We start from the raw sequence: 16255 nt of genomic DNA, 5'->3' as shown, positions 1-16255 counted from the left end.
GCCCGGGGCCGGGACGCGGGGGATCATGACGGGCGGCGCGCCTGGAGGGCGTGCCCGGTGTGACGAGGGGGAGTGGCGATGTTCGCGGTGGCGTTGGGAGAGGACGGGGCGGAGCTGGGACCGTTGGAGCCGTGGCACGCGCAGGAGTTCCTGGACCACGTGGACCGGGGGCGGGAGTTCATCGGCCGGCACGTCGGGCTGGCCGACGCGGTGCCGGACCTGGCGTCCGCCCGTGCGTTCCTGGAGTCCTACGCACGGAAGGCGGCGGAGGACGGCGGGCGGATCTACGGCATCCGCAGCGAGGGCCGACTCGTCGGCGGGGTGCTGTTCCGGGTCATGGACGTGGCCCAGGGCGTCGCGGAGGCCGGCTGCTGGCTGGAGCCGGCGGCGGCCGGCAGGGGACTCGTGACCAGGGCGCTGCACGTGATCATCGACTGGGCGGTGGAGGAGCGCGGTATCCACCGCGTCGAGTGGCACGCCTCCTCGGCGAACGAGCCGAGCCTGAACGTCGCCCGGCGGCTGGGCATGACCAGGGACGGCGTGCTGCGGGAGAGCTATCTGCACCGGGGGCGGCGGGCCGACATGGAGGTGTGGTCGGTGCTCGCCCCCGAGTGGCGGGCGCTGCGCGGCGGGCGGGCGTGAGGGACCCCGGGTAGCGGGCCGACACACTCCACTGGCGCAGGTGAGCGCATCTCGCCGGATGGGCGGTCGTAGTCCGGTCCTCCGGCCGTGATGACGGCCCAGCCGAGAGGTGTCGAGAGGCTTCTTCCTCACCAGGGTGTCGGCTTCGGATAGCTGACCGGGCGCGCGGGAATGGTGTTCGGTCTACTGGGTGGCGTTCTGTAGCGCTGGCGCCGGGCGTGAGCCCGGGGTGTGACCCGATCGGCGGCGCTGCGGGTGCGGGCGGGCGGCCTGCGGTGGATCTTCGGAGGTACCGATCCGGAGGTTCCCATGAGCGCAGTCCGTACCGTCCGAATCCCGCTCTGCGCGGCGCTGTTGACGCTCACCGCGTGGGCGTCGTCGACCGCGCCGGTTGCCGCCGATCCCGGCGCGGACGAGCCGAGGCACTCCGCCGGCTCGGTCCGGATCACCCCGCCGAAGGTGAAGGCCGGCGGGGAGGTCAACATCCGGGTGGACTCCTGCGACGGCGACAAGGCCATCGCCAGGTCCGAGGCGTTTGTGGCGTCCGTCGCGCTGCGGCCGGCGGCCGACGACACGCTGTCCGGCGACGCGAGCGTGCGCCGCAAGATCGAGCCGGGCACGTACGCCGTGCTGGTCGACTGCTACGACAAGCGGGGTGACCTGCAACGGTCCATCGCCCAGGGGCGGCTCGTCGTGGTGGGCGGCGAGAAGCCGGTGCCGCCGGAGCCGGTGCACCCGGTGAAGCCGACCGCGCCGGTCAAGGCGGGCGGCGGCGGCACGGCGGACGGCGCGGGCCCGACCGCCGGGCTGACCGGCGGGCTGACGCTCCTCGCGCTGTTCGGGCTGGCCGGCGCGGCGGTCATGCGGCGCCGCAAGGCGGCCGCCCGGCACGGCGGCGCCGACTGACGGCGGTCCGCGGTGAGCGGACGGCTGATGAACGCCACGGCGTGGGTGGTCCTGCTCTTCGCGCTGTGGCTGTGGGGCAAGGACGTCACCGAGTTCGACCACCGCCGCCCCGCGCTCGGCGGTACGACCAGCGCCGAACGCGGCGACGCCGACACCGGGCAGCCGCTGCCGGACGCGTTGGCCCCGCTGCCGGGGGACACGCCGCCGGTGGGTGTGCGGGTCGACGCGCTGGGGATACGTGCCGAGGTCGTCGAGCGCGGGCTCGACGCCGACGGGGCGGTGGACGCGCCGCCGTTGAGCCAGGGGCAGACGGTGGGCTGGTACGGCGGTGGGGCCACGCCCGGCGCGGCCGGTGTCGCGCTGCTCGTCGGTCACGTCGACACCGAGACCGAGCCGGCCGTCTTCTACAACCTCAGCTCGGCCCGGCCGGGCACGGTGGTGGAGGTGGCCAGGGAGGACGGTTCGGTCGCGGAGTTCACGGTGGAGACCGTGGAGGTGCTGCAGCGGGAGGGCTTCGACCCGGACCGGGCGTACGGGCCGCGTCGGGAGGGCCGGGCCGAGCTGCGGCTGATCACCTGCGGCGGGCAGTTCGACCGTGAGCGGCGCGGCTACACGGCCAACGTCGTCGTCTCGGCCTATCTCACCGGCACCCGGGTGTGAGGGCGCCGGGGTCCCGGCGCGCCGCCTGACCCGCCGGCACCCGTGTCCCCGGCGCGGCCGGGGACACGGGTGCCGGCGGGTGGACCTCAGCCCGCGCTTGTCGCGGCGGGGGCGGGGGCCGGCGCGGCGGCCGGTTCGGCCGCCCGGGCGGCGGCCCGGAGGCCGAGCGCGCCGAAGACCGCGCCGAGCGTGGCCCACAGCACGGCGTGCGAGGCCAGCGACAGCACCCGGAAGTCCCACAGCAGGGTGGCCGGTACCAGCACCTCGTCGGGGTTGCCGGGCAGCAGGAACAGCACGCCGAGCGTGGCCACCACCACGCCGGTCACGGCCAGTTGGCGTACCGGTGCCGCGCGGCCGGCCAGGCGCTGGCGGACCAGGTGGGCGAGAACCATGCCCAGCACGCCGATGACCAGCGCGGCGAGCCAGAGGTTCTGCCGTTCGGAGACGGTGTCGCCGTCGCCGACGCCGGGCGGTGCGGCAGGGTAGCGCAGCCCGGGCAGCAGGGACAGGGCGAGGAACCCGGCACCGGCCAGCGCCATCGCACGCGGCCAGGGACGTTCGTGGACCGGGCTCCGGCGGTGCAGCAGCGCGTAGGCGACGGCGAAGAAGACGCCGACCGCCAGGCCGACCACCACCGAGGTGACCACCAGGCCGAAGTACTGCGTGCTCCGGCTGAACAGTTCCTCGGCCTCGTGCGCGTGGTCGTGGCCGCCGCCCGCCGAGCGCTCCTCCTCCAGCCTGATGGCCCGGTCCATGACCGGCTCCGCGAAGAGCAGGCCGAACAGTCCGGTGGTCAGGCCGGCGGCGCCGCCGGCGAGGAGCCCGCGGCCGAGCAGGGGCAGCACGGGGTACGGAGAGGTGTTGCCTGACATGGTGTGGTGCCGCCCCGATCAGTGGCAGGGGGCGCCGAAGAGGTGCCGTCCGTCGTGGGAGAACTCGTGGAGGTACTCGCCGGTCGCGGCGATGACGTTGCCGTTGTCCATGAAGACGGCGTAGAGGGCGATGAGCGAGACGACTATCGCCGTGGCGGCGATCAGCCAGTCCCGGACGGGAGCGGTCGCGTCGGCCGCGACAGGAGCGGTTCCGGTGCCCGGGTGCAAGGACATCTGGTGCCTCCATCTGGGGTTTCCACGCCCCACAGGTGCAAAGCGGACGCACGAGTTCCTGACTCCCCGCGTCGTCGCGGGTCACAGTGGCGGGACCGTCCCGGAGTCGCACCGGGTTCCTCGCCGCGTCGCCTCTTCTTCTGTTGTCGGATGGAGGGTCCCAGGGGGCACCGGAGATGTCAATGTGCCACGATGGGGTCTGACCGGTGCACACCGTACCCAAGGGGGAGTGGATGTACGGCTCTGAAGCCGGCCGATCGAACAACACCTCGCGTCGTGCCGCCACCCTGTTCTCCGGCGTCGCCGTCGGGGCGCTCCTGCTCGCGGGATGCTCCTCCTCCGGCGGCGACAAGGAGAAGCCGAACGAGGAGAGCCGCAACAACGGCTCCAAGCAGGGCGACGCGCCGTTCTGGGTGAACCCGGAGGGCCTGGCCTCCGAGGCGCTGGCCAAAGCCGAGCGGGAGGGCAACAAGGACGAGGCCCGGCTGATCCGGAAGATCGCCAGCCAGCCCGCCGGCGAGTGGATCAGGCCGGAGCAGGCCGAGGAGCAGACCCGGAAGATCACCGAGGCGGCCGCTGCCGCGAAGACCAGCCCGGTCCTGGTGATGTACAACATCCCGCACCGGGACTGCGGCCAGTACTCCAAGGGCGGGGCCCGCAGCGCGGACGAGTACCGGAAGTTCACCGACGCCGTCGTCCGGGGCATCGGCGACCGCGCCGCGTCGGTGGTCATCGAGCCGGACGCGCTGCCGCACATCATGGTGCCCGGCTGCGTGCCGCAGCACATGCACGACGAGCAGTACACCCTGATGAAGGAGGCGGTCGACAAGCTGAAGTCGCTGCCGAACACCAAGGTGTACCTCGACGCGGGCAACCCGCACTGGATCCGCGACCCCGGCGGCATGGTGACGCCGCTGAAGCGCGCCGGCATCGACGCCGCCGACGGCTTCTCCCTCAACGTCTCGAACTACCAGACGACCGAGGAGAACGTCGAGTACGGCAAGCGGCTGTCCTCGATGGTCGGCGGCAAGCAGTTCGTGATCGACACCAGCCGCAACGGCAACGGTCCGATGGACGGCAAGGAGGACGAGGAGGCCTGGTGCAACCCGCCGGGCCGGGCCCTCGGCGAGCCGCCGACGACCAGGACGGCCGACAAGCTGGTGGACGCCTACATGTGGATCAAGCGTCCGGGCGAGTCCGACGGCACCTGCAAGGGCGGCCCGGAGGCCGGCCAGTGGCACCACGAGTACGCGCTGGAGCTGGCCAGGAACGCCGAGAAGTCCTGAGAGCCGGCGCCGACCGCCGGCTCACTCGAACTCGTCGGCGACCGGTACGTGCAGCCACACGGCCTTCGACGGCACGCCGTCGCCGTCCACCGCGTTCACCATGTAGTAGCCCGGCGGGACAAGCGTCGGGTCCTTCGGGATGGTGACCTCCACGCCGTCCGCCGTGCGTTCGAAGTCCAGCGAGACGGAACGCTGCTCGACGTTGGTGACGTGGGTGAAGGAGCTGGGCCGGATCAGCCGCATCTGCTTGATCGCGGACGGGTCGTCGCTGCCGAACGCCGCCGTGCCGCCGAGCTCGACCCGCTGCGGCTTCCTGCCGGGGTCGGTCAGCGTCGGGCGGGCGTCGCGGAACAGGTAGGGCGGCGACCAGACGTCCATCTGCTGGAGGAAGGTCCCCGGCTTGGTGTTCGCCTTGTCGTCGAAGAGCGGGTCGCTGCCGAAGGTCATGACCCGGCCGTCGGGCAGCAGCAGGGCACCGGAGTGGTAGTTGCGGCCGACCAGGGGGGCGGCCACCGAACGTGCGGTGTTGGTGCCCGGGTTGTACAGCTGGGCGCGCAGGATGTCGCTGTCGCTCCAACCCCGGTAGCCGGTCGAGCCGTTGGTCGTCAGCACGGTGTCGTCGGGGAGGATGACGCTGCTGGGGTAGCGGGCCGGGCGGTAGAGCGGGGGACCGTCGACGAAGCGCGGCTTGTCGGCCTTGAGGTCGACGATGCGGGTCTTGTCCGTGACCCGCCGGCTCTCACCGATGCCGCCGCCGCCGAGCACCATGAACCGCTGGTCCTGGGCCGGGGGCAGCAGCACGGCCATGGCGGTCTCCAGCGCCTTGGGGTCGCTGATGCCGGGGATCTCGGTGAAGCGGTCGGTGCGCCAGTCCCACAGCCCGGGGGTGCGGCCCTCGTCGGCGGGGCCGTAGCCGGAGCTGGTCCCGGTGAAGAGGATCTTCCCGCCCTCGGTGAGGAAGTTGCCGGGGTAGGTGGGGAAGTAGCGCTCCTTGGGGAGCGTCTTCCACTTCTTGGTCTTCGGGTCGTACAGCTCGACCTTCTCGGAGACCTCGCCGATGTCGTCCAGCCCGGAGACGGTCAGCACCCGGCCGTCCTCCAGCGTGGTCAGCGTCGGGTACCAGCGGGCGTCCTCCATCGGGGCGACGGGTATGTACTGCTCCGTCACCGGGTCGAACTCGTAGGACTCGCGGATGCCCTGGAAGTCCTTCTTGTCGAAGGAGATCTTGTTGGCGACGCCGTAGACGTTCCGCTTGTCGTTGCCCTTGAGTCCGAGGATCGTGTACTGCTCGGTGTCGCCGGTGGCGTGCTTGCGTCCCTTGTGGGCCGCCTCGACGTAGATGCGCCGCTGGGTGGCGGTGACCGTGGCGCCGGTGGCGGTCTCCTTCTTCTCGGCCCTGGGTATCTGGAGCGGCTGCTGGGTCTGGAAGACCTTGCCGCTCTTGTTGCCCTTGAACTTGGTGCCCTTGGGCAGGGTCATGGGCTTGTCGGGGTTCTCGTTGCTGACGATCATCAGACCGCCGGCCTTCTCGACGTCGCCTTCCAGCGTCTCGTAGCGCTGGGTTCCGCCGGCGATCAGCAGCTTCCCGTCGGGCAACTGGGTGTGCCCGGCGCAGAACATGTCCTTGGGCGTGGGGATGTTCTTGAAGGTGTTCTTCTCCGGGTCCCACAGGACGCTGCGGAAGGTCTTGGCGGCGAACTGCTTGGCGTCGTTGCCGGAGCCCGCGACGAGCAGCACCTTCCCGGTGTGCAGCAGGGCGGCGTGGATGGTGTTGATCCGGTACTTCTGCGGCACGTCCACGGTCTGCCACAGGCCGTTCTCCGCCTTGTAGGCCGGCCGGTTGATGTTGTACTCGTGGTAGTGCTCGCTGGTGAACCGGATCAGCCAGGGCGCGTTCATCCCGGCCACGGCCATCAGCGCCACCGTGCCGATGGCCAGGCGTTTGGTACGGCGACTGGGTTGGTACTTCACCGGCTGACAACTCCTGCGCGTGCCCGGGCGGTGCCCGGGGCTGTCTGATTTCCTGTGGTCGTCCGTGGCGCGGCGGTTCCCGTCGCGCCACGGACCGGACGACCGGGCGTCGCGCGGTCCTCACGCGGCGCCCGGTCGTCGGGGGTACTCACGTCCGGGGCGTCGTACGGCGCTGCCCCCGGAGGTCGATCTGGAGGGTCTGGTCGCCGACGCCGCCGAGCTGCGCGGCGCGCTGGGCGGCGCCGCCGGAGGCCAGCGCCGGCTCCGGGGCACCGGCCGTGGCGGCGGCGTTCCGGGCCGGCGGCTGCCCGCCGGACGGGTCGCCGCCGCGCCGGGCGCGTTTGCGGCGCTTCTTCTCGGCGCGCACCCCGACCTGCCAGCCGATGATGGGCGCGGCGGTGATCAGCAGCGCCAGCGAGGCCCAGGTGATCATCGCCGGGTGGTCGTGGCCGAGGAAGAAGGAACCGATCGCCGACGAGCCGAACACGGCGATGAAGAACAGGTGGATGCGGAACGTGCCGAAGAGGGTGTCGGGGCTGGCCGACTCGCCCTTCGGGGTGACCACGAACTTGCTCTTGCGGCGCAGCACGGTGTCCATCAGCGAGCGCGCGTAGATCGGCGCGGACAGCGCGGACATCAGCATGCCGGCGAGGCCGCCGGAGCCCTCGGGCTCGTGCGGCGAGACGTTGTGGCGGCGGTTCCAGATGTAGAGGCCGACCTGGAGGGCGGAGGCGTTGCCGTAGAGCATCATCCAGATGACCGGGTCGATCTGGACGCCGGAGGCGCCGAGGCCGAGGAAGAGGGCGCAGCTGATGGCGGCCAGGATCCAGTTCATCGCCGAGATCGGATAGAAGACGATCATCAGCGTGTAGTTCCACAGCTTGCCGGGCGGCATCGAGTACCAGCCCTTCCAGTACTGCGTGAGGATGGTCTCGTAGGTGCCACGGGACCAGCGCAGCTGCTGGGTGAAGAAGTCCGTCCAGGCGTTCGGGCCCTCGCCGACGGCGAGTACGTCGGGGGTGTAGACCGAGCGCCAGCGCTTGCCGGTCTCCGGGTTGCGCGCGCGGTGGATCTCGAAGCCGGTGGCCATGTCCTCGGTGATCGAGTCGTACAGGCCGCCGATCTGCTTGATCGCCTTGATGCGGACCGCGTTGCTCGTGCCGACGAACATCGGCGCGCCGTAGAAGTTGCCGGCCCGCTGGATGAGGGCGTGGAAGAGGAACTGCTGGCTCTCGGCGGCCTTGGTGACGAAGTTGTCGTAGTTGCCGTAGACCTGCGGGCCGATGACAAAGCCGACGTTCGGGTCGCGGAAGTAGCCGAGCATCCGCTCCAGGTAGTTCGGCAGCGGCACGTGGTCGGTGTCGACGCCGGCGAAGAAGTCGTAGTCGTCGCCGTGCGCGTCGAGCCAGGCGTTGTAGTTGCCGTGCTTGGTCTTCGCCCGGAAGGCGCCCTTGTCGGTGTTCCACTTCGCGACGCCCTTGCGGCTGAAGTGGTGGACGCCGAGCTTGCGGCAGACCTCCTTGACCTCGGGGTCGTCGCCCTCGTCGAGCAGCCACACGTGCATGGTGCCCCGGTGGCGGATCTTCATCGCCGCCTCCAGGGTCTTGGTGACCATCTCGATCGGTTCCTTGCCGGGCACGAACGAGGTGAGGAACGCCACCCTGGTGCCGGCCTCGGGCACCACGGGTATCGGGTCGCGGGCGACCAGGGTCGCGTGGGAGTTGGAGAGCACGTTGAGCGTGCGGAACAGCTCGATCAGACCGATCGCGACGAGCATCACGATGTCGAGCTTGAGCACGAGGTCGGAGACCGAGCCCTCGTCGCGGGTCGTCCAGTGCTGCGGCTGCATCAGCCACACGAACAGGCCGAGCGAGAGCAGCGGCGCGGCGGCGAGCAGCAGCCCGGCGCGGATGCGGTGCGGCTCGCTGCCGATGAGGCTGCGGTACTTCACCCGGTACGGCTTGTCCGGGTCCGGCTTGGTGAGCGGGCCGGCGAGCCGGCTGTAGTGCTCGTAGTCGTAGCGCGGCGGCGCCTTGCGCGGCCAGCGCGTCCCGCGGCCGCGGGTGCCGGCGTCGCCGGACCGGTTGCGGGGGACCCGGAGCCGGGTCGTCCGGGACGAGTCCTGCTGCGACGGGTCGTCGAGATCACGCGACGGTGACTGGCGCGGTTCCGACGTCATCTATCCATCCCCCCGCACGGGATGCGCGCCGTGCGTGTGTGCTTGTACTGGTCCGATGGCAGGACCATATGCCAGAAGAGTAGGCCGAAACGGGCGCGATGTACGTGACGACCGTTTCATGGGACACAGGACGACGGTGTTCCGGTTCCAAGATGTGCTCGGTCTCCCCAGCCGAGAACGCGGGAGGGCGGCCGATGACCCTGGGTCAGCTTCTCGGACCGCTCACATGATCGCAAGAGTGATACGTGCGCTTTTGGCCGTGAAGGCCGGACTTTGTCGAACGGACCGTGATCAAGAAGCAACGGGCGGCCCCGACGGGCCGGGCCGGTGGATCGCACCGGCCCCCGTGCGGCCGGGAGCGGCAGGTGGTCGGGCCGTCCCCGGGGCGGTCGTCGGCTGAGGCCGTCAGTCGATGCCGCGCCAGATGTGCGGCTCGTTGTCGTGCTCCTCGCCGTCGCCCGCGAGGCCCGGCGCGGGCCAGGTCCGGTCGGGCGACTCCAGCCGGGCCGGCCCGGCTGGTCGGGCTGCTCGGGCTGATCGGGCGCGCGGCTCGGCGGCCGCGCGCGGGGATTCCTGTTCGGTGACCGGAACGCTCACATCGACTCCTTCGACGGGCGCGTGTGTGTACGGGGAAATTCTGGGTGCGGGGCGCGGGTCGCGCGAGCCAGGCGTGTGGCGGGAACCGCCTGGAGCACCCGTCGGACACCGTCGCACGGTGGTGTTCCGGGCGGTGACGTGAATCACGGAGCGTTCCCCCGATCGGGGGATTGAACGGCAGAAGCCCTCGCGTTAGCGAGGGCTTCTGCTCCGGTACGCCGCCAGGGACTCGAACCCCGGACCCGCTGATTAAGAGTCAGCTGCTCTAACCAACTGAGCTAGCGGCGCCCGTGCCGGCCTGTGCCGACGACATGAAGCTTACCTGATGATTCGGGGTGCTTCCGACCACCACCGCCCGGGCGGTTCAGGGGTTCGGTTCGGCCGCCAGCTCGGTCAGGACCCGGCGCAGGTACGGCCGGGGCACGGCCGGCAGCAGCAGCGCCACCGCCTGCACGAGCTTGCCGAGGACAAACGTGGTGTCCGGGGTCGCGCGCACCAGCTCCCGGACCGTCTCCACGTCCTCCTCGTCCACCGCCGTCAGCAGCCGTGCCACGTCCGGGGCGGCCTCCTCGTCGGTGAGCGCCCAGCGCTCGCCGACCGGTGCCCGCAGGGCGAGCCGGCTGAGCACCCGATCGGCCACGGCCGGCTCGTATGCCCGGCCGACGCTGTCGCTCGCCACCCACGTCAGCGCCGCGACCAGGTCCTTCGTGCGCTCGTCGCAGGCCAGTCCGGACAGCGCCGCGTCGAAGGCGAGCTGGTTGCCGTGCCGGAACGCCAGCAGCAGCTGGGCGGCGCGGGCCTTGGCCACGGCGACGGCCACCGCCTCGTCGTCCGGGGCGGGGCCGGGCCCGCTCGTGGACCCGGCTTCGGGCCCGGTACCGGATCCGGCGTCGGACCCGGCGTCGAGCCGGGGCGCCCCCTCCGGGGCGAGGCGGGTCGTGTCGGCGGCCACGGTCGTGTCGGCGGCCATGGTCTCGTCGGCGACCAGGGTGGACGTGCGCATGGGGCGAATCATGGCAGAGTGCCCGATTCGCCCCATGCGTGACGCGCGGAGTCCGCGCGTCGGTTGCTCCGCCGAGGCGCCCCCCGTTACAGCTCGACGTCGGCGCAGGCGTAGAACGCGTTGGCCGTGTCGTAGACGTTCCAGACACCGAGGATGATGTGCTTGCCCGACTTGCCGGTCGGGATCGTCCCCTGGTGGCTCTCGTTGTACGCCGGCTGGCGGCCGCCCATCGGAACCGTCATGAACGGCTGCGGCTCCAGGTCGGCCCTGGTCAGCCGCTTGGACGGGTCCCAGCCGTTCTTGGTGATGTAGTACTGGAACTCGCTCGTGCGGTGCGGGGCGGTCATCCGCCAGTTGAAGGTGTAGCCCTGGCCGGGACGCAGCTTGGTGGTCGGCCAGTTGCCGCCGCGCGGGTCGTCCAGCTGGGAGAACCTGCCGTTGCCGCCGGCGCAGATGGTGCCGTCCTGCGGGCCGCGCGCCGGGAAGCCCTTCGGGCCCTCAACGCTCTGCGGCTCCCACTGGATGGCGCCGCAGTTGCTCACCGCGCCCTTGGCGCAGTGGGACTGGCGGCTGGTCGGGGCCTCGCTGTAGCCGTGACCCTGGGCGCCGCCGCCGGTGGCGAGCACGGCCGTGGCGGCCATGCCGATGCCCAGTAGGGCTGCGGAGATCTTTTTGCGCATGCTTCGCTCCTGTGGGGTGGAGGGCCTGAGTGCATGGGGCCGTCCCCCGACTCGTCGAGTCGGGGTGTGCGGGCACGCCTTGGGGGAGGCGTGCGGTCTAGACCAACTCCGAAGCTAGCGCGGGTTGTTCAAAAAAGTCCATACCAATGAACGGCCGGGTTCGTTCGCCCGGGTTGGCGGCGCGGTGGCCCGTCGGTGGCCCGTCGGCGGTGCGGAGGTGGCCATCGGTGGCGCGGGTGTGGCCGAAACCCGCCTGCGGTGAGGGCGTCGCGGATAGACCGTTCCGGTGATCTGGATCACAACAACTCGGTTGCCGCGCGATCCCGTCCGCATAGTTCCGGCGAACATCGGGTAGCCGCGCGCCCATGGCTCGACCACCGACACAGATCCAGACACCCGGACTCCGGACCCTCAGACCCAGGCCGCTGAGCCGCCGCTCGCTGCTCACCGGCCTGCTGGCCACCGGCGCGGTCGCCGCCGCCGGCTGCTCCCGCGCCCCCGCCGAGGGGAAGGTGGAGGGCGGCGACCTCCTCGAGCGACTGCGCGACTCGGGAACCGTGCGGATCGGCATCGCCAGCGAACCGCCCTTCGGCTACGTCAACGACCAGGGAAAGCCGACCGGCCAGTCTCCCGAGGTCACCAAAGTGATCTTCAACCGGCTCGGCGTGGAGAACGTCGTCCCCGTCCCCACCGAGTTCGGCTCGCTGATCCCCGGCCTCAAGGCGCAGCTCTTCGACGTCGTCTCTGCCGGCATGTACATCAACCCCACCCGCTGCGAGCAGGTCCTCTTCTCCGACCCCGACTACCTGATGCTGGACGCCTTTGTCGTCCGCAAGGGCAACCCGCACGGCATCACCAGGTACGAGGACATCGTCGAGAAGGGGCTGCGCCTGGCCAGCGGCGAGGCCTACGCCCAGATCGGCAACGCCGAGGCGGCCGGAGTGAGGAACGTACTTGTCCTCCCCGACCAGGTCGCCGGCCTGGACGCGGTGGTGCAGGGCCGGGTCGACGCCTTCGCGGGCACCGCCATCACCGTCCGCAGCGTGGTCCGCAACTCCGCCAGGGCCGAGGACACCGAGGCGTTCCAGCCCGAGATCGACGGCGAACCCGTCTACGGCGCAGGCGGCTTCGCGTTCCGCCTCTCGGAGCGGAACCTCCGCGACGCCTTCAACGAGCAACTCCACCGGCTGAAGGCGAACAACAACCGCGAACTCCTCAAGATCGTGGGACCGTTCGGCTTCACCCGGGAAGAGATGACCGACCTGACGGCAGAGGAGCTGTGCGGATGACGTGGCCCCTCTTCACCGAATGGTTCCTCCCCGGCGTCTGGATCACCGTCCAGGTCACCCTCGGCAGCGCGGCGCTCGCCCTGCTGGTGTCCTTTGTGATCGGCATCGCCCGGTCCTCCCGGCTGTGGATCGTGCGCTTTGCCGCCGGCTGCTACTTCGAGGTCTTCCGCGGCACCTCGGCACTGGTGTTCATGCTGTGGATGGCGTTCGCCTTCCCGCTGATGTTCGGCTGGGTCTTCGTGCCGATGGCCGCCGGCGTCGTCGCGCTCGGCCTGACCTACGGCGCCTACGGATCGGAGATCGTGCGCGGCGCGCTCCAGTCCGTCCCGGCGGCACAGCGCGAGGCCGGGATCGCCCTCAGCTTCACCCGCGCCCAGCGGCTGCGCCGGATCGAACTCCCCCAGGCGTGGCCGGAGATGGTCCCGCCGTTCAACAACCTCCTGATCGAACTGCTGAAGGGGACCGCGCTGGTGTCGGTCATCTCCGTCGCCGACATGACCTTCGCCGCCAACCTCTCCCGGCTGGCGAGCAACGAGAGCGCCCCCGCCTACACGCTGCTGCTCGTCGCCTACTTCGTCCTGGCATTTGTCCTGACGCGGGGCATGAGGCTGGTGGAACGGCGCGCGAAGGCCGGCGTCGGACAGCGCCCCGAGCCCCGCCGGGGACTGCGGGCCGCGCGGAAGACCAACCCGAAGGCGGACGCGCAGTCGGCGGGTGGTGTCGGATGAACTGGAACTGGGACGTCGTCGCCGACTTCATGCCGCGCTTCTGGGACGGAGTGCTCGTCACCCTCCAGGCGCTGGTGCTCGGCAGCCTCCTCGCCTTCTCGCTCGGCCTGGTGTGGGCCATCGCCCAGCGGTCGAAGGTCAAGCTGATCCGCTGGCCGGTGGTGGGCATCACGGAGTTCATCCGCAACACCCCGCTGCTCGTCCAGCTGTTCTTCCTCTTCTACGTGGTCCCCGAGTGGGGGCCGTCGATGTCGCCGCTGGTCACCGGCGTCATCGGCCTCGGCCTGCACTACTCCACCTACACCGCCGAGGTGTACCGGGCCGGTATCGACGGGGTGCCCGTCGGCCAGTGGGAGGCGGCCACCGCGCTGAGCCTGCCCCGCACCCGCACCTGGACGGCGGTGATCCTGCCGCAGGCGATCCGCCGCGTCATCCCGGCGCTGGGCAACTACGTCGTGGCGATGCTCAAGGACTCGCCGATGATCGCGGTCATCGGCGCGTTCGAGATGCTCGGCGAGGCGCGCGCCTTCAGCAACGAGACCTTCACCTTCGAGGCCTACACGATCGTCGGCGTCGCCTTCATCGTCATCGCCTACCCGGCCTCCCTCCTGATCCGAGCCATGGAGCGTCGTCTTGTCAAGTGACACCCCGAACCCCGCAGAGACCCCCCAGGACAAGCCGCGGACACCCGAGGGGAAGCCGGACGTCCCCGAGGCCCTCGCGCACGTCAACCCCAGGGTGGACGGCAGCGAGCTGATCCGCTTCGACCGCGTCACCAAGCGGTTCGGCGACCACGTCGTGCTGGACGACCTCGAGTTCACCGTCGCCTCCGGCAAGCACGTCACCCTCATCGGGCCGTCCGGATCCGGCAAGACGACGATCCTCCGGCTGCTGATGACCCTGCTCAAGCCCGACGAGGGCACCATCACGGTCGGCGGCCGCTACCTCACCCACGAGGAGCGGAACGGCAAGCTCGTCCCCGCCGGCGAGAAGCACATCCGCGAGGTGCGCAAGAACATCGGCATGGTGTTCCAGCAGTTCAACCTCTTCCCCAACATGCGGGTGCTGCGCAACATCACCGAGGCGCCCGTCCACGTGCTGGGGCTCTCCAAGGAGGAGGCGGAGGAACGGGCCCGGGAGCTCCTCGAACTCGTCGGCCTCACCGAGCACGTCGACAAGTACCCCACGCAGCTCTCCGGCGGCCAGCAGCAGCGGGTCGCCATCGCCCGGGCGCTGGCGATGCGCCCGCAGGTACTGCTGCTGGACGAGGTGACCTCCGCGCTCGACCCGGAACTGGTCGCCGGCGTCCTCGACGTGCTGCGGGACATCGCGCACACCACGGACATCACCATGCTGTGCGTCACCCACGAGATGAACTTCGCCCGTGACATCTCCGACGACGTGCTGATGTTCAACGAGGGGCGGGTCATCGAGTCCGGCAGCCCGGAGAAGATGTTCAATGATCCCGACCACCCGCGGACCCGGGAGTTCCTGAGCGCCGTGCTGTAGCGCCACGGCCCCCGCCGGGGCGGCACGACGGCTCCCACCTGGCACTCCGTGCCGCAGCTCGGGTGCCGCCGGAGTCGTCCCCGGCGGCGGCTCCGGGACCCCGCGGGTCTCTCCGCGGGGCCCGGGCGAAAAGGCCAAGGCCAGGGGCATATGCCTATCGGGCAACAGTCAGGTCCACACACGCCGTTGGGCGCTATCGTGGGGTAGGTCGTGACCGGTGGCAACGGTCACGACGCAAGCGGTCACTACCTTGCGAGGGGGACACCGTGACGCCCAAGCCAGTACCGGCCGTGCCGTTCGAGTCGGTCCAGTACGCCCTGCGCGTGCTGGAGGCTGTCGCACGCCGGTCGGACGGACTGACCGAGGACCAGCTCGCCCGGGACACCGGGCTGCCGCCCGGTCACCTCGCCCATCTGCTGGTGATGCTCACCCGCGAGTCCTACCTGGAGCGGCTCTCCGACGGCGGCTACGTCGCCGGCGAGTCCTTCCGCCTGCTGGAGCCCGCCACCGACCGGCGCGCCCAGATCGGCGAACGCCTCCAGCGCACGCTGACCAGCCTCCGCGACGAGATCGGCGCCGCCGTCTACGTCAGCCGCTACGTGGACGGCGAAGTCAAGATCACCCAGTTCGCCGACGGGCCGCAGACCCCGGCCGTCAACGAGTGGGTCGACTTCCGGGCCGCCGCCCACGCCAGCGCGGTCGGCAAGTGCCTGCTCACCCAGCTCGACCACGACGGCCGCCGCGACCACCTCTCACGCCACCGCACCATCCGCCTCACCTCCCGGACGACCACCAGCGAGCGGGTGCTCTTCTCGCAGCTCGACAGCCAGCCGCCGACGGTCCCCGTACTGGACATCCAGGAGTACGCCGTCGGCACGGTCTGCGCCGCCGTGCCCGTGACGGCCGGCTCGGCCGTCGGCTGCCTGGCGCTGTCCCTGCCCATCCAGCACGCCCACCGGCTGCGCAGCGCCGCCCGCAAGCTGAACGAGCAGGCCGCCCCGGTACTGCTCTCGCTGTCGATCTGAGCCGGCGCGCCCCGCGTCGTGCGGCACCCGTGACCAGGCACGGGCGGTCGGCGCGGGGTGGTCGGGAGCACCCCGCCGGACCGGGTAGCATGGTGCACGTCATCAGGCGCCGCTAGCTCAGTTGGTTAGAGCAGCTGACTCTTAATCAGCGGGTCCGGGGTTCGAGTCCCTGGCGGCGCACAGACGGCAGACGGGCCCCCGCTCAGGCGGGGGCCCGTTCCGTTTCCCGCGCCCCACGCGCCCCGCGTGCCCCTCCCGGCGGCGAACCGGAGCGCCGCCGGTCGCGTCGAATGTCCTCCCACCGGGCAGACACCTCGTGTGTCACCATCGCCGAGAGCCACTACCCGGAGGCACGGATGACCGATCGCTTCATCGAGGTCTCGCTGGACAAGCGCGGGGTGAGCTGCACCGCCCGGCTGCTGGACGACCGGGCGCCCCTCACCTGCGCCGCCGTCTGGGACGCGCTCCCCCTCGGCGGGGACGTCTACCACGCCAAGTACGCCCGGAACGAGATCTACACCCTGCTGCCGCCCTTCGCCACGAGGGAACCCCCGCTGGAGAACCCGACGATCACGCCGATCCCCGGCGACCTGTGCTACTTCACGTTCTCCGACACCCAGCTCGGCACCTCCTCCTACGGGTACGAGGAGACCGCCGACCACCAGGGCCGGCAG

General features: G+C 70.9%; 17 protein-coding genes, 2 tRNA genes and 1 riboswitch. Of the genes, 11 read left to right on the top strand and 8 right to left on the bottom strand.

The features are described 5' to 3' along the window. The first annotated feature begins 78 nt into the window (after positions 1–78). The 3 genes from GL263_RS07930 to GL263_RS07920 all read left to right on the top strand — a co-directional run bounded on the left by GL263_RS07930 (position 79) and on the right by GL263_RS07920 (position 2208). Entirely contained in the window at positions 79–642 is a 564-nt protein-coding gene (locus GL263_RS07930) for a GNAT family N-acetyltransferase (protein WP_182854882.1), read from the top strand. A 309-nt stretch (positions 643–951) separates the two neighbouring features. Next, positions 952–1548 carry a hypothetical protein gene (locus tag GL263_RS07925; protein ID WP_182854880.1) on the top strand — a complete coding sequence of 199 codons (597 nt, stop codon included), beginning with the start codon at positions 952–954 and terminating at the stop codon, positions 1546–1548. Between the two features lie 27 nt (positions 1549–1575). Beyond that, positions 1576–2208, top strand: a complete 633-nt coding sequence (locus GL263_RS07920) for a class F sortase (protein WP_182854879.1) — start codon at positions 1576–1578, stop codon at positions 2206–2208. Positions 2209–2294: 86 nt separating this feature from the next. Here the strand turns inward: GL263_RS07920 and GL263_RS07915 are convergent, their stop codons facing one another. Then, the gene (locus tag GL263_RS07915) at positions 2295–3080 is read right to left on the bottom strand and encodes a CbtA family protein (protein ID WP_182854878.1); all 786 of its coding nucleotides are present in this window, start codon (positions 3078–3080) and stop codon (positions 2295–2297) included. Between the two features lie 18 nt (positions 3081–3098). Further along, positions 3099–3314: a CbtB domain-containing protein gene (locus GL263_RS07910; RefSeq protein ID WP_182854877.1), complete on the bottom strand. Its 216-nt coding sequence runs from the start codon at positions 3312–3314 to the stop codon at positions 3099–3101. A 52-nt stretch (positions 3315–3366) separates the two neighbouring features. Beyond that, a riboswitch (cobalamin riboswitch) is annotated at positions 3367–3436 on the bottom strand. Positions 3437–3547: 111 nt separating this feature from the next. Between GL263_RS07910 and GL263_RS07905 the strand changes: the two genes are divergently transcribed. Next, positions 3548–4600, top strand: coding sequence for a glycoside hydrolase family 6 protein (locus GL263_RS07905; protein WP_182854876.1), 1053 nt, complete (start codon positions 3548–3550; stop codon positions 4598–4600). Between the two features lie 21 nt (positions 4601–4621). Here the strand turns inward: GL263_RS07905 and glxA are convergent, their stop codons facing one another. The 6 genes from glxA to GL263_RS07875 all read right to left on the bottom strand — a co-directional run bounded on the left by glxA (position 4622) and on the right by GL263_RS07875 (position 11030). After that, positions 4622–6571, bottom strand: coding sequence for a radical copper oxidase GlxA (gene glxA / locus GL263_RS07900; protein WP_182854875.1), 1950 nt, complete (start codon positions 6569–6571; stop codon positions 4622–4624). Between the two features lie 148 nt (positions 6572–6719). After that, positions 6720–8750 carry a glycosyltransferase family 2 protein gene (locus GL263_RS07895; RefSeq protein WP_182854874.1) on the bottom strand — a complete coding sequence of 677 codons (2031 nt, stop codon included), beginning with the start codon at positions 8748–8750 and terminating at the stop codon, positions 6720–6722. A gap of 405 nt (positions 8751–9155) precedes the next feature. Then, the gene (locus GL263_RS07890; RefSeq protein ID WP_182854873.1) at positions 9156–9347 is read right to left on the bottom strand and encodes a hypothetical protein; all 192 of its coding nucleotides are present in this window, start codon (positions 9345–9347) and stop codon (positions 9156–9158) included. 214 nt (positions 9348–9561) lie between these two features. After that, positions 9562–9635 (bottom strand) — tRNA-Lys (locus GL263_RS07885). A gap of 76 nt (positions 9636–9711) precedes the next feature. Further along, a complete protein-coding gene (locus GL263_RS07880) occupies positions 9712–10350 on the bottom strand; it encodes a hypothetical protein (protein ID WP_182854872.1) in 639 nt (212 codons plus the stop codon). Positions 10351–10436: 86 nt separating this feature from the next. Beyond that, on the bottom strand, positions 10437–11030 hold the full coding sequence (locus GL263_RS07875) for a lytic polysaccharide monooxygenase auxiliary activity family 9 protein (protein WP_182854871.1): 594 nt from the start codon (positions 11028–11030) through the stop codon (positions 10437–10439). 365 nt (positions 11031–11395) lie between these two features. On the opposite strand from GL263_RS07875, the gene ehuB reads away from it, so the two are divergent. From ehuB to GL263_RS07840, 7 genes are all read left to right on the top strand, one after another. Then, positions 11396–12319 (top strand): ectoine/hydroxyectoine ABC transporter substrate-binding protein EhuB, encoded by a 924-nt coding sequence (gene ehuB, locus GL263_RS07870; protein ID WP_182854870.1) that lies wholly within the window; start codon positions 11396–11398, stop codon positions 12317–12319. After that, positions 12316–13047: an ectoine/hydroxyectoine ABC transporter permease subunit EhuC gene (gene ehuC, locus GL263_RS07865; RefSeq protein ID WP_182854869.1), complete on the top strand. Its 732-nt coding sequence runs from the start codon at positions 12316–12318 to the stop codon at positions 13045–13047. Before ehuB ends, ehuC begins: the two co-directional genes overlap by 4 nt. Continuing rightward, entirely contained in the window at positions 13044–13691 is a 648-nt protein-coding gene (gene ehuD / locus GL263_RS07860) for an ectoine/hydroxyectoine ABC transporter permease subunit EhuD (protein WP_182854868.1), read from the top strand. Before ehuC ends, ehuD begins: the two co-directional genes overlap by 4 nt. 94 nt (positions 13692–13785) lie before the next feature. Continuing rightward, positions 13786–14556: an ectoine/hydroxyectoine ABC transporter ATP-binding protein EhuA gene (gene ehuA / locus GL263_RS07855; protein WP_323379293.1), complete on the top strand. Its 771-nt coding sequence runs from the start codon at positions 13786–13788 to the stop codon at positions 14554–14556. A 266-nt stretch (positions 14557–14822) separates the two neighbouring features. Continuing rightward, positions 14823–15581, top strand: coding sequence for an IclR family transcriptional regulator (locus GL263_RS07850; RefSeq protein ID WP_182854867.1), 759 nt, complete (start codon positions 14823–14825; stop codon positions 15579–15581). Between the two features lie 106 nt (positions 15582–15687). Next, positions 15688–15761: transfer RNA gene (locus tag GL263_RS07845), tRNA-Lys, on the top strand. Between the two features lie 176 nt (positions 15762–15937). After that, the coding region (locus tag GL263_RS07840) for a DUF3830 family protein (protein ID WP_182854866.1) at positions 15938–16255 on the top strand (318 nt) is incomplete at its 3' end.

This window comes from Streptomyces durbertensis (genome assembly GCF_014156695.1).
In the GTDB taxonomy this organism is placed as follows: Bacteria; Actinomycetota; Actinomycetes; order Streptomycetales; family Streptomycetaceae; genus Streptomyces; species Streptomyces durbertensis.
Note: the sequence above shows the minus strand (reverse complement) of the source record. Positions and strands in the feature narration are given on the sequence as shown.

What these genes read in the sequence shown, in the direction of transcription:
- GL263_RS07895 (WP_182854874.1), bottom strand. Translation starts at nt 8,750, where the DNA reads ATGACGTCGGAACCGCGCCAGTCACCGTCGCGTGATCTCGACGACCCG.
- GL263_RS07920 (WP_182854879.1), top strand. Translation starts at nt 1,576, where the DNA reads ATGAACGCCACGGCGTGGGTGGTCCTGCTCTTCGCGCTGTGGCTGTGG.
- GL263_RS07925 (WP_182854880.1), top strand. Translation starts at nt 952, where the DNA reads ATGAGCGCAGTCCGTACCGTCCGAATCCCGCTCTGCGCGGCGCTGTTG.
- ehuD (WP_182854868.1), top strand. Translation starts at nt 13,044, where the DNA reads ATGAACTGGAACTGGGACGTCGTCGCCGACTTCATGCCGCGCTTCTGG.
- ehuC (WP_182854869.1), top strand. Translation starts at nt 12,316, where the DNA reads ATGACGTGGCCCCTCTTCACCGAATGGTTCCTCCCCGGCGTCTGGATC.
- GL263_RS07880 (WP_182854872.1), bottom strand. Translation starts at nt 10,350, where the DNA reads ATGCGCACGTCCACCCTGGTCGCCGACGAGACCATGGCCGCCGACACG.
- ehuB (WP_182854870.1), top strand. Translation starts at nt 11,396, where the DNA reads ATGGCTCGACCACCGACACAGATCCAGACACCCGGACTCCGGACCCTC.
- GL263_RS07910 (WP_182854877.1), bottom strand. Translation starts at nt 3,314, where the DNA reads ATGTCCTTGCACCCGGGCACCGGAACCGCTCCTGTCGCGGCCGACGCG.
- GL263_RS07930 (WP_182854882.1), top strand. Translation starts at nt 79, where the DNA reads ATGTTCGCGGTGGCGTTGGGAGAGGACGGGGCGGAGCTGGGACCGTTG.
- GL263_RS07875 (WP_182854871.1), bottom strand. Translation starts at nt 11,030, where the DNA reads ATGCGCAAAAAGATCTCCGCAGCCCTACTGGGCATCGGCATGGCCGCC.
- GL263_RS07915 (WP_182854878.1), bottom strand. Translation starts at nt 3,080, where the DNA reads ATGTCAGGCAACACCTCTCCGTACCCCGTGCTGCCCCTGCTCGGCCGC.
- GL263_RS07905 (WP_182854876.1), top strand. Translation starts at nt 3,548, where the DNA reads ATGTACGGCTCTGAAGCCGGCCGATCGAACAACACCTCGCGTCGTGCC.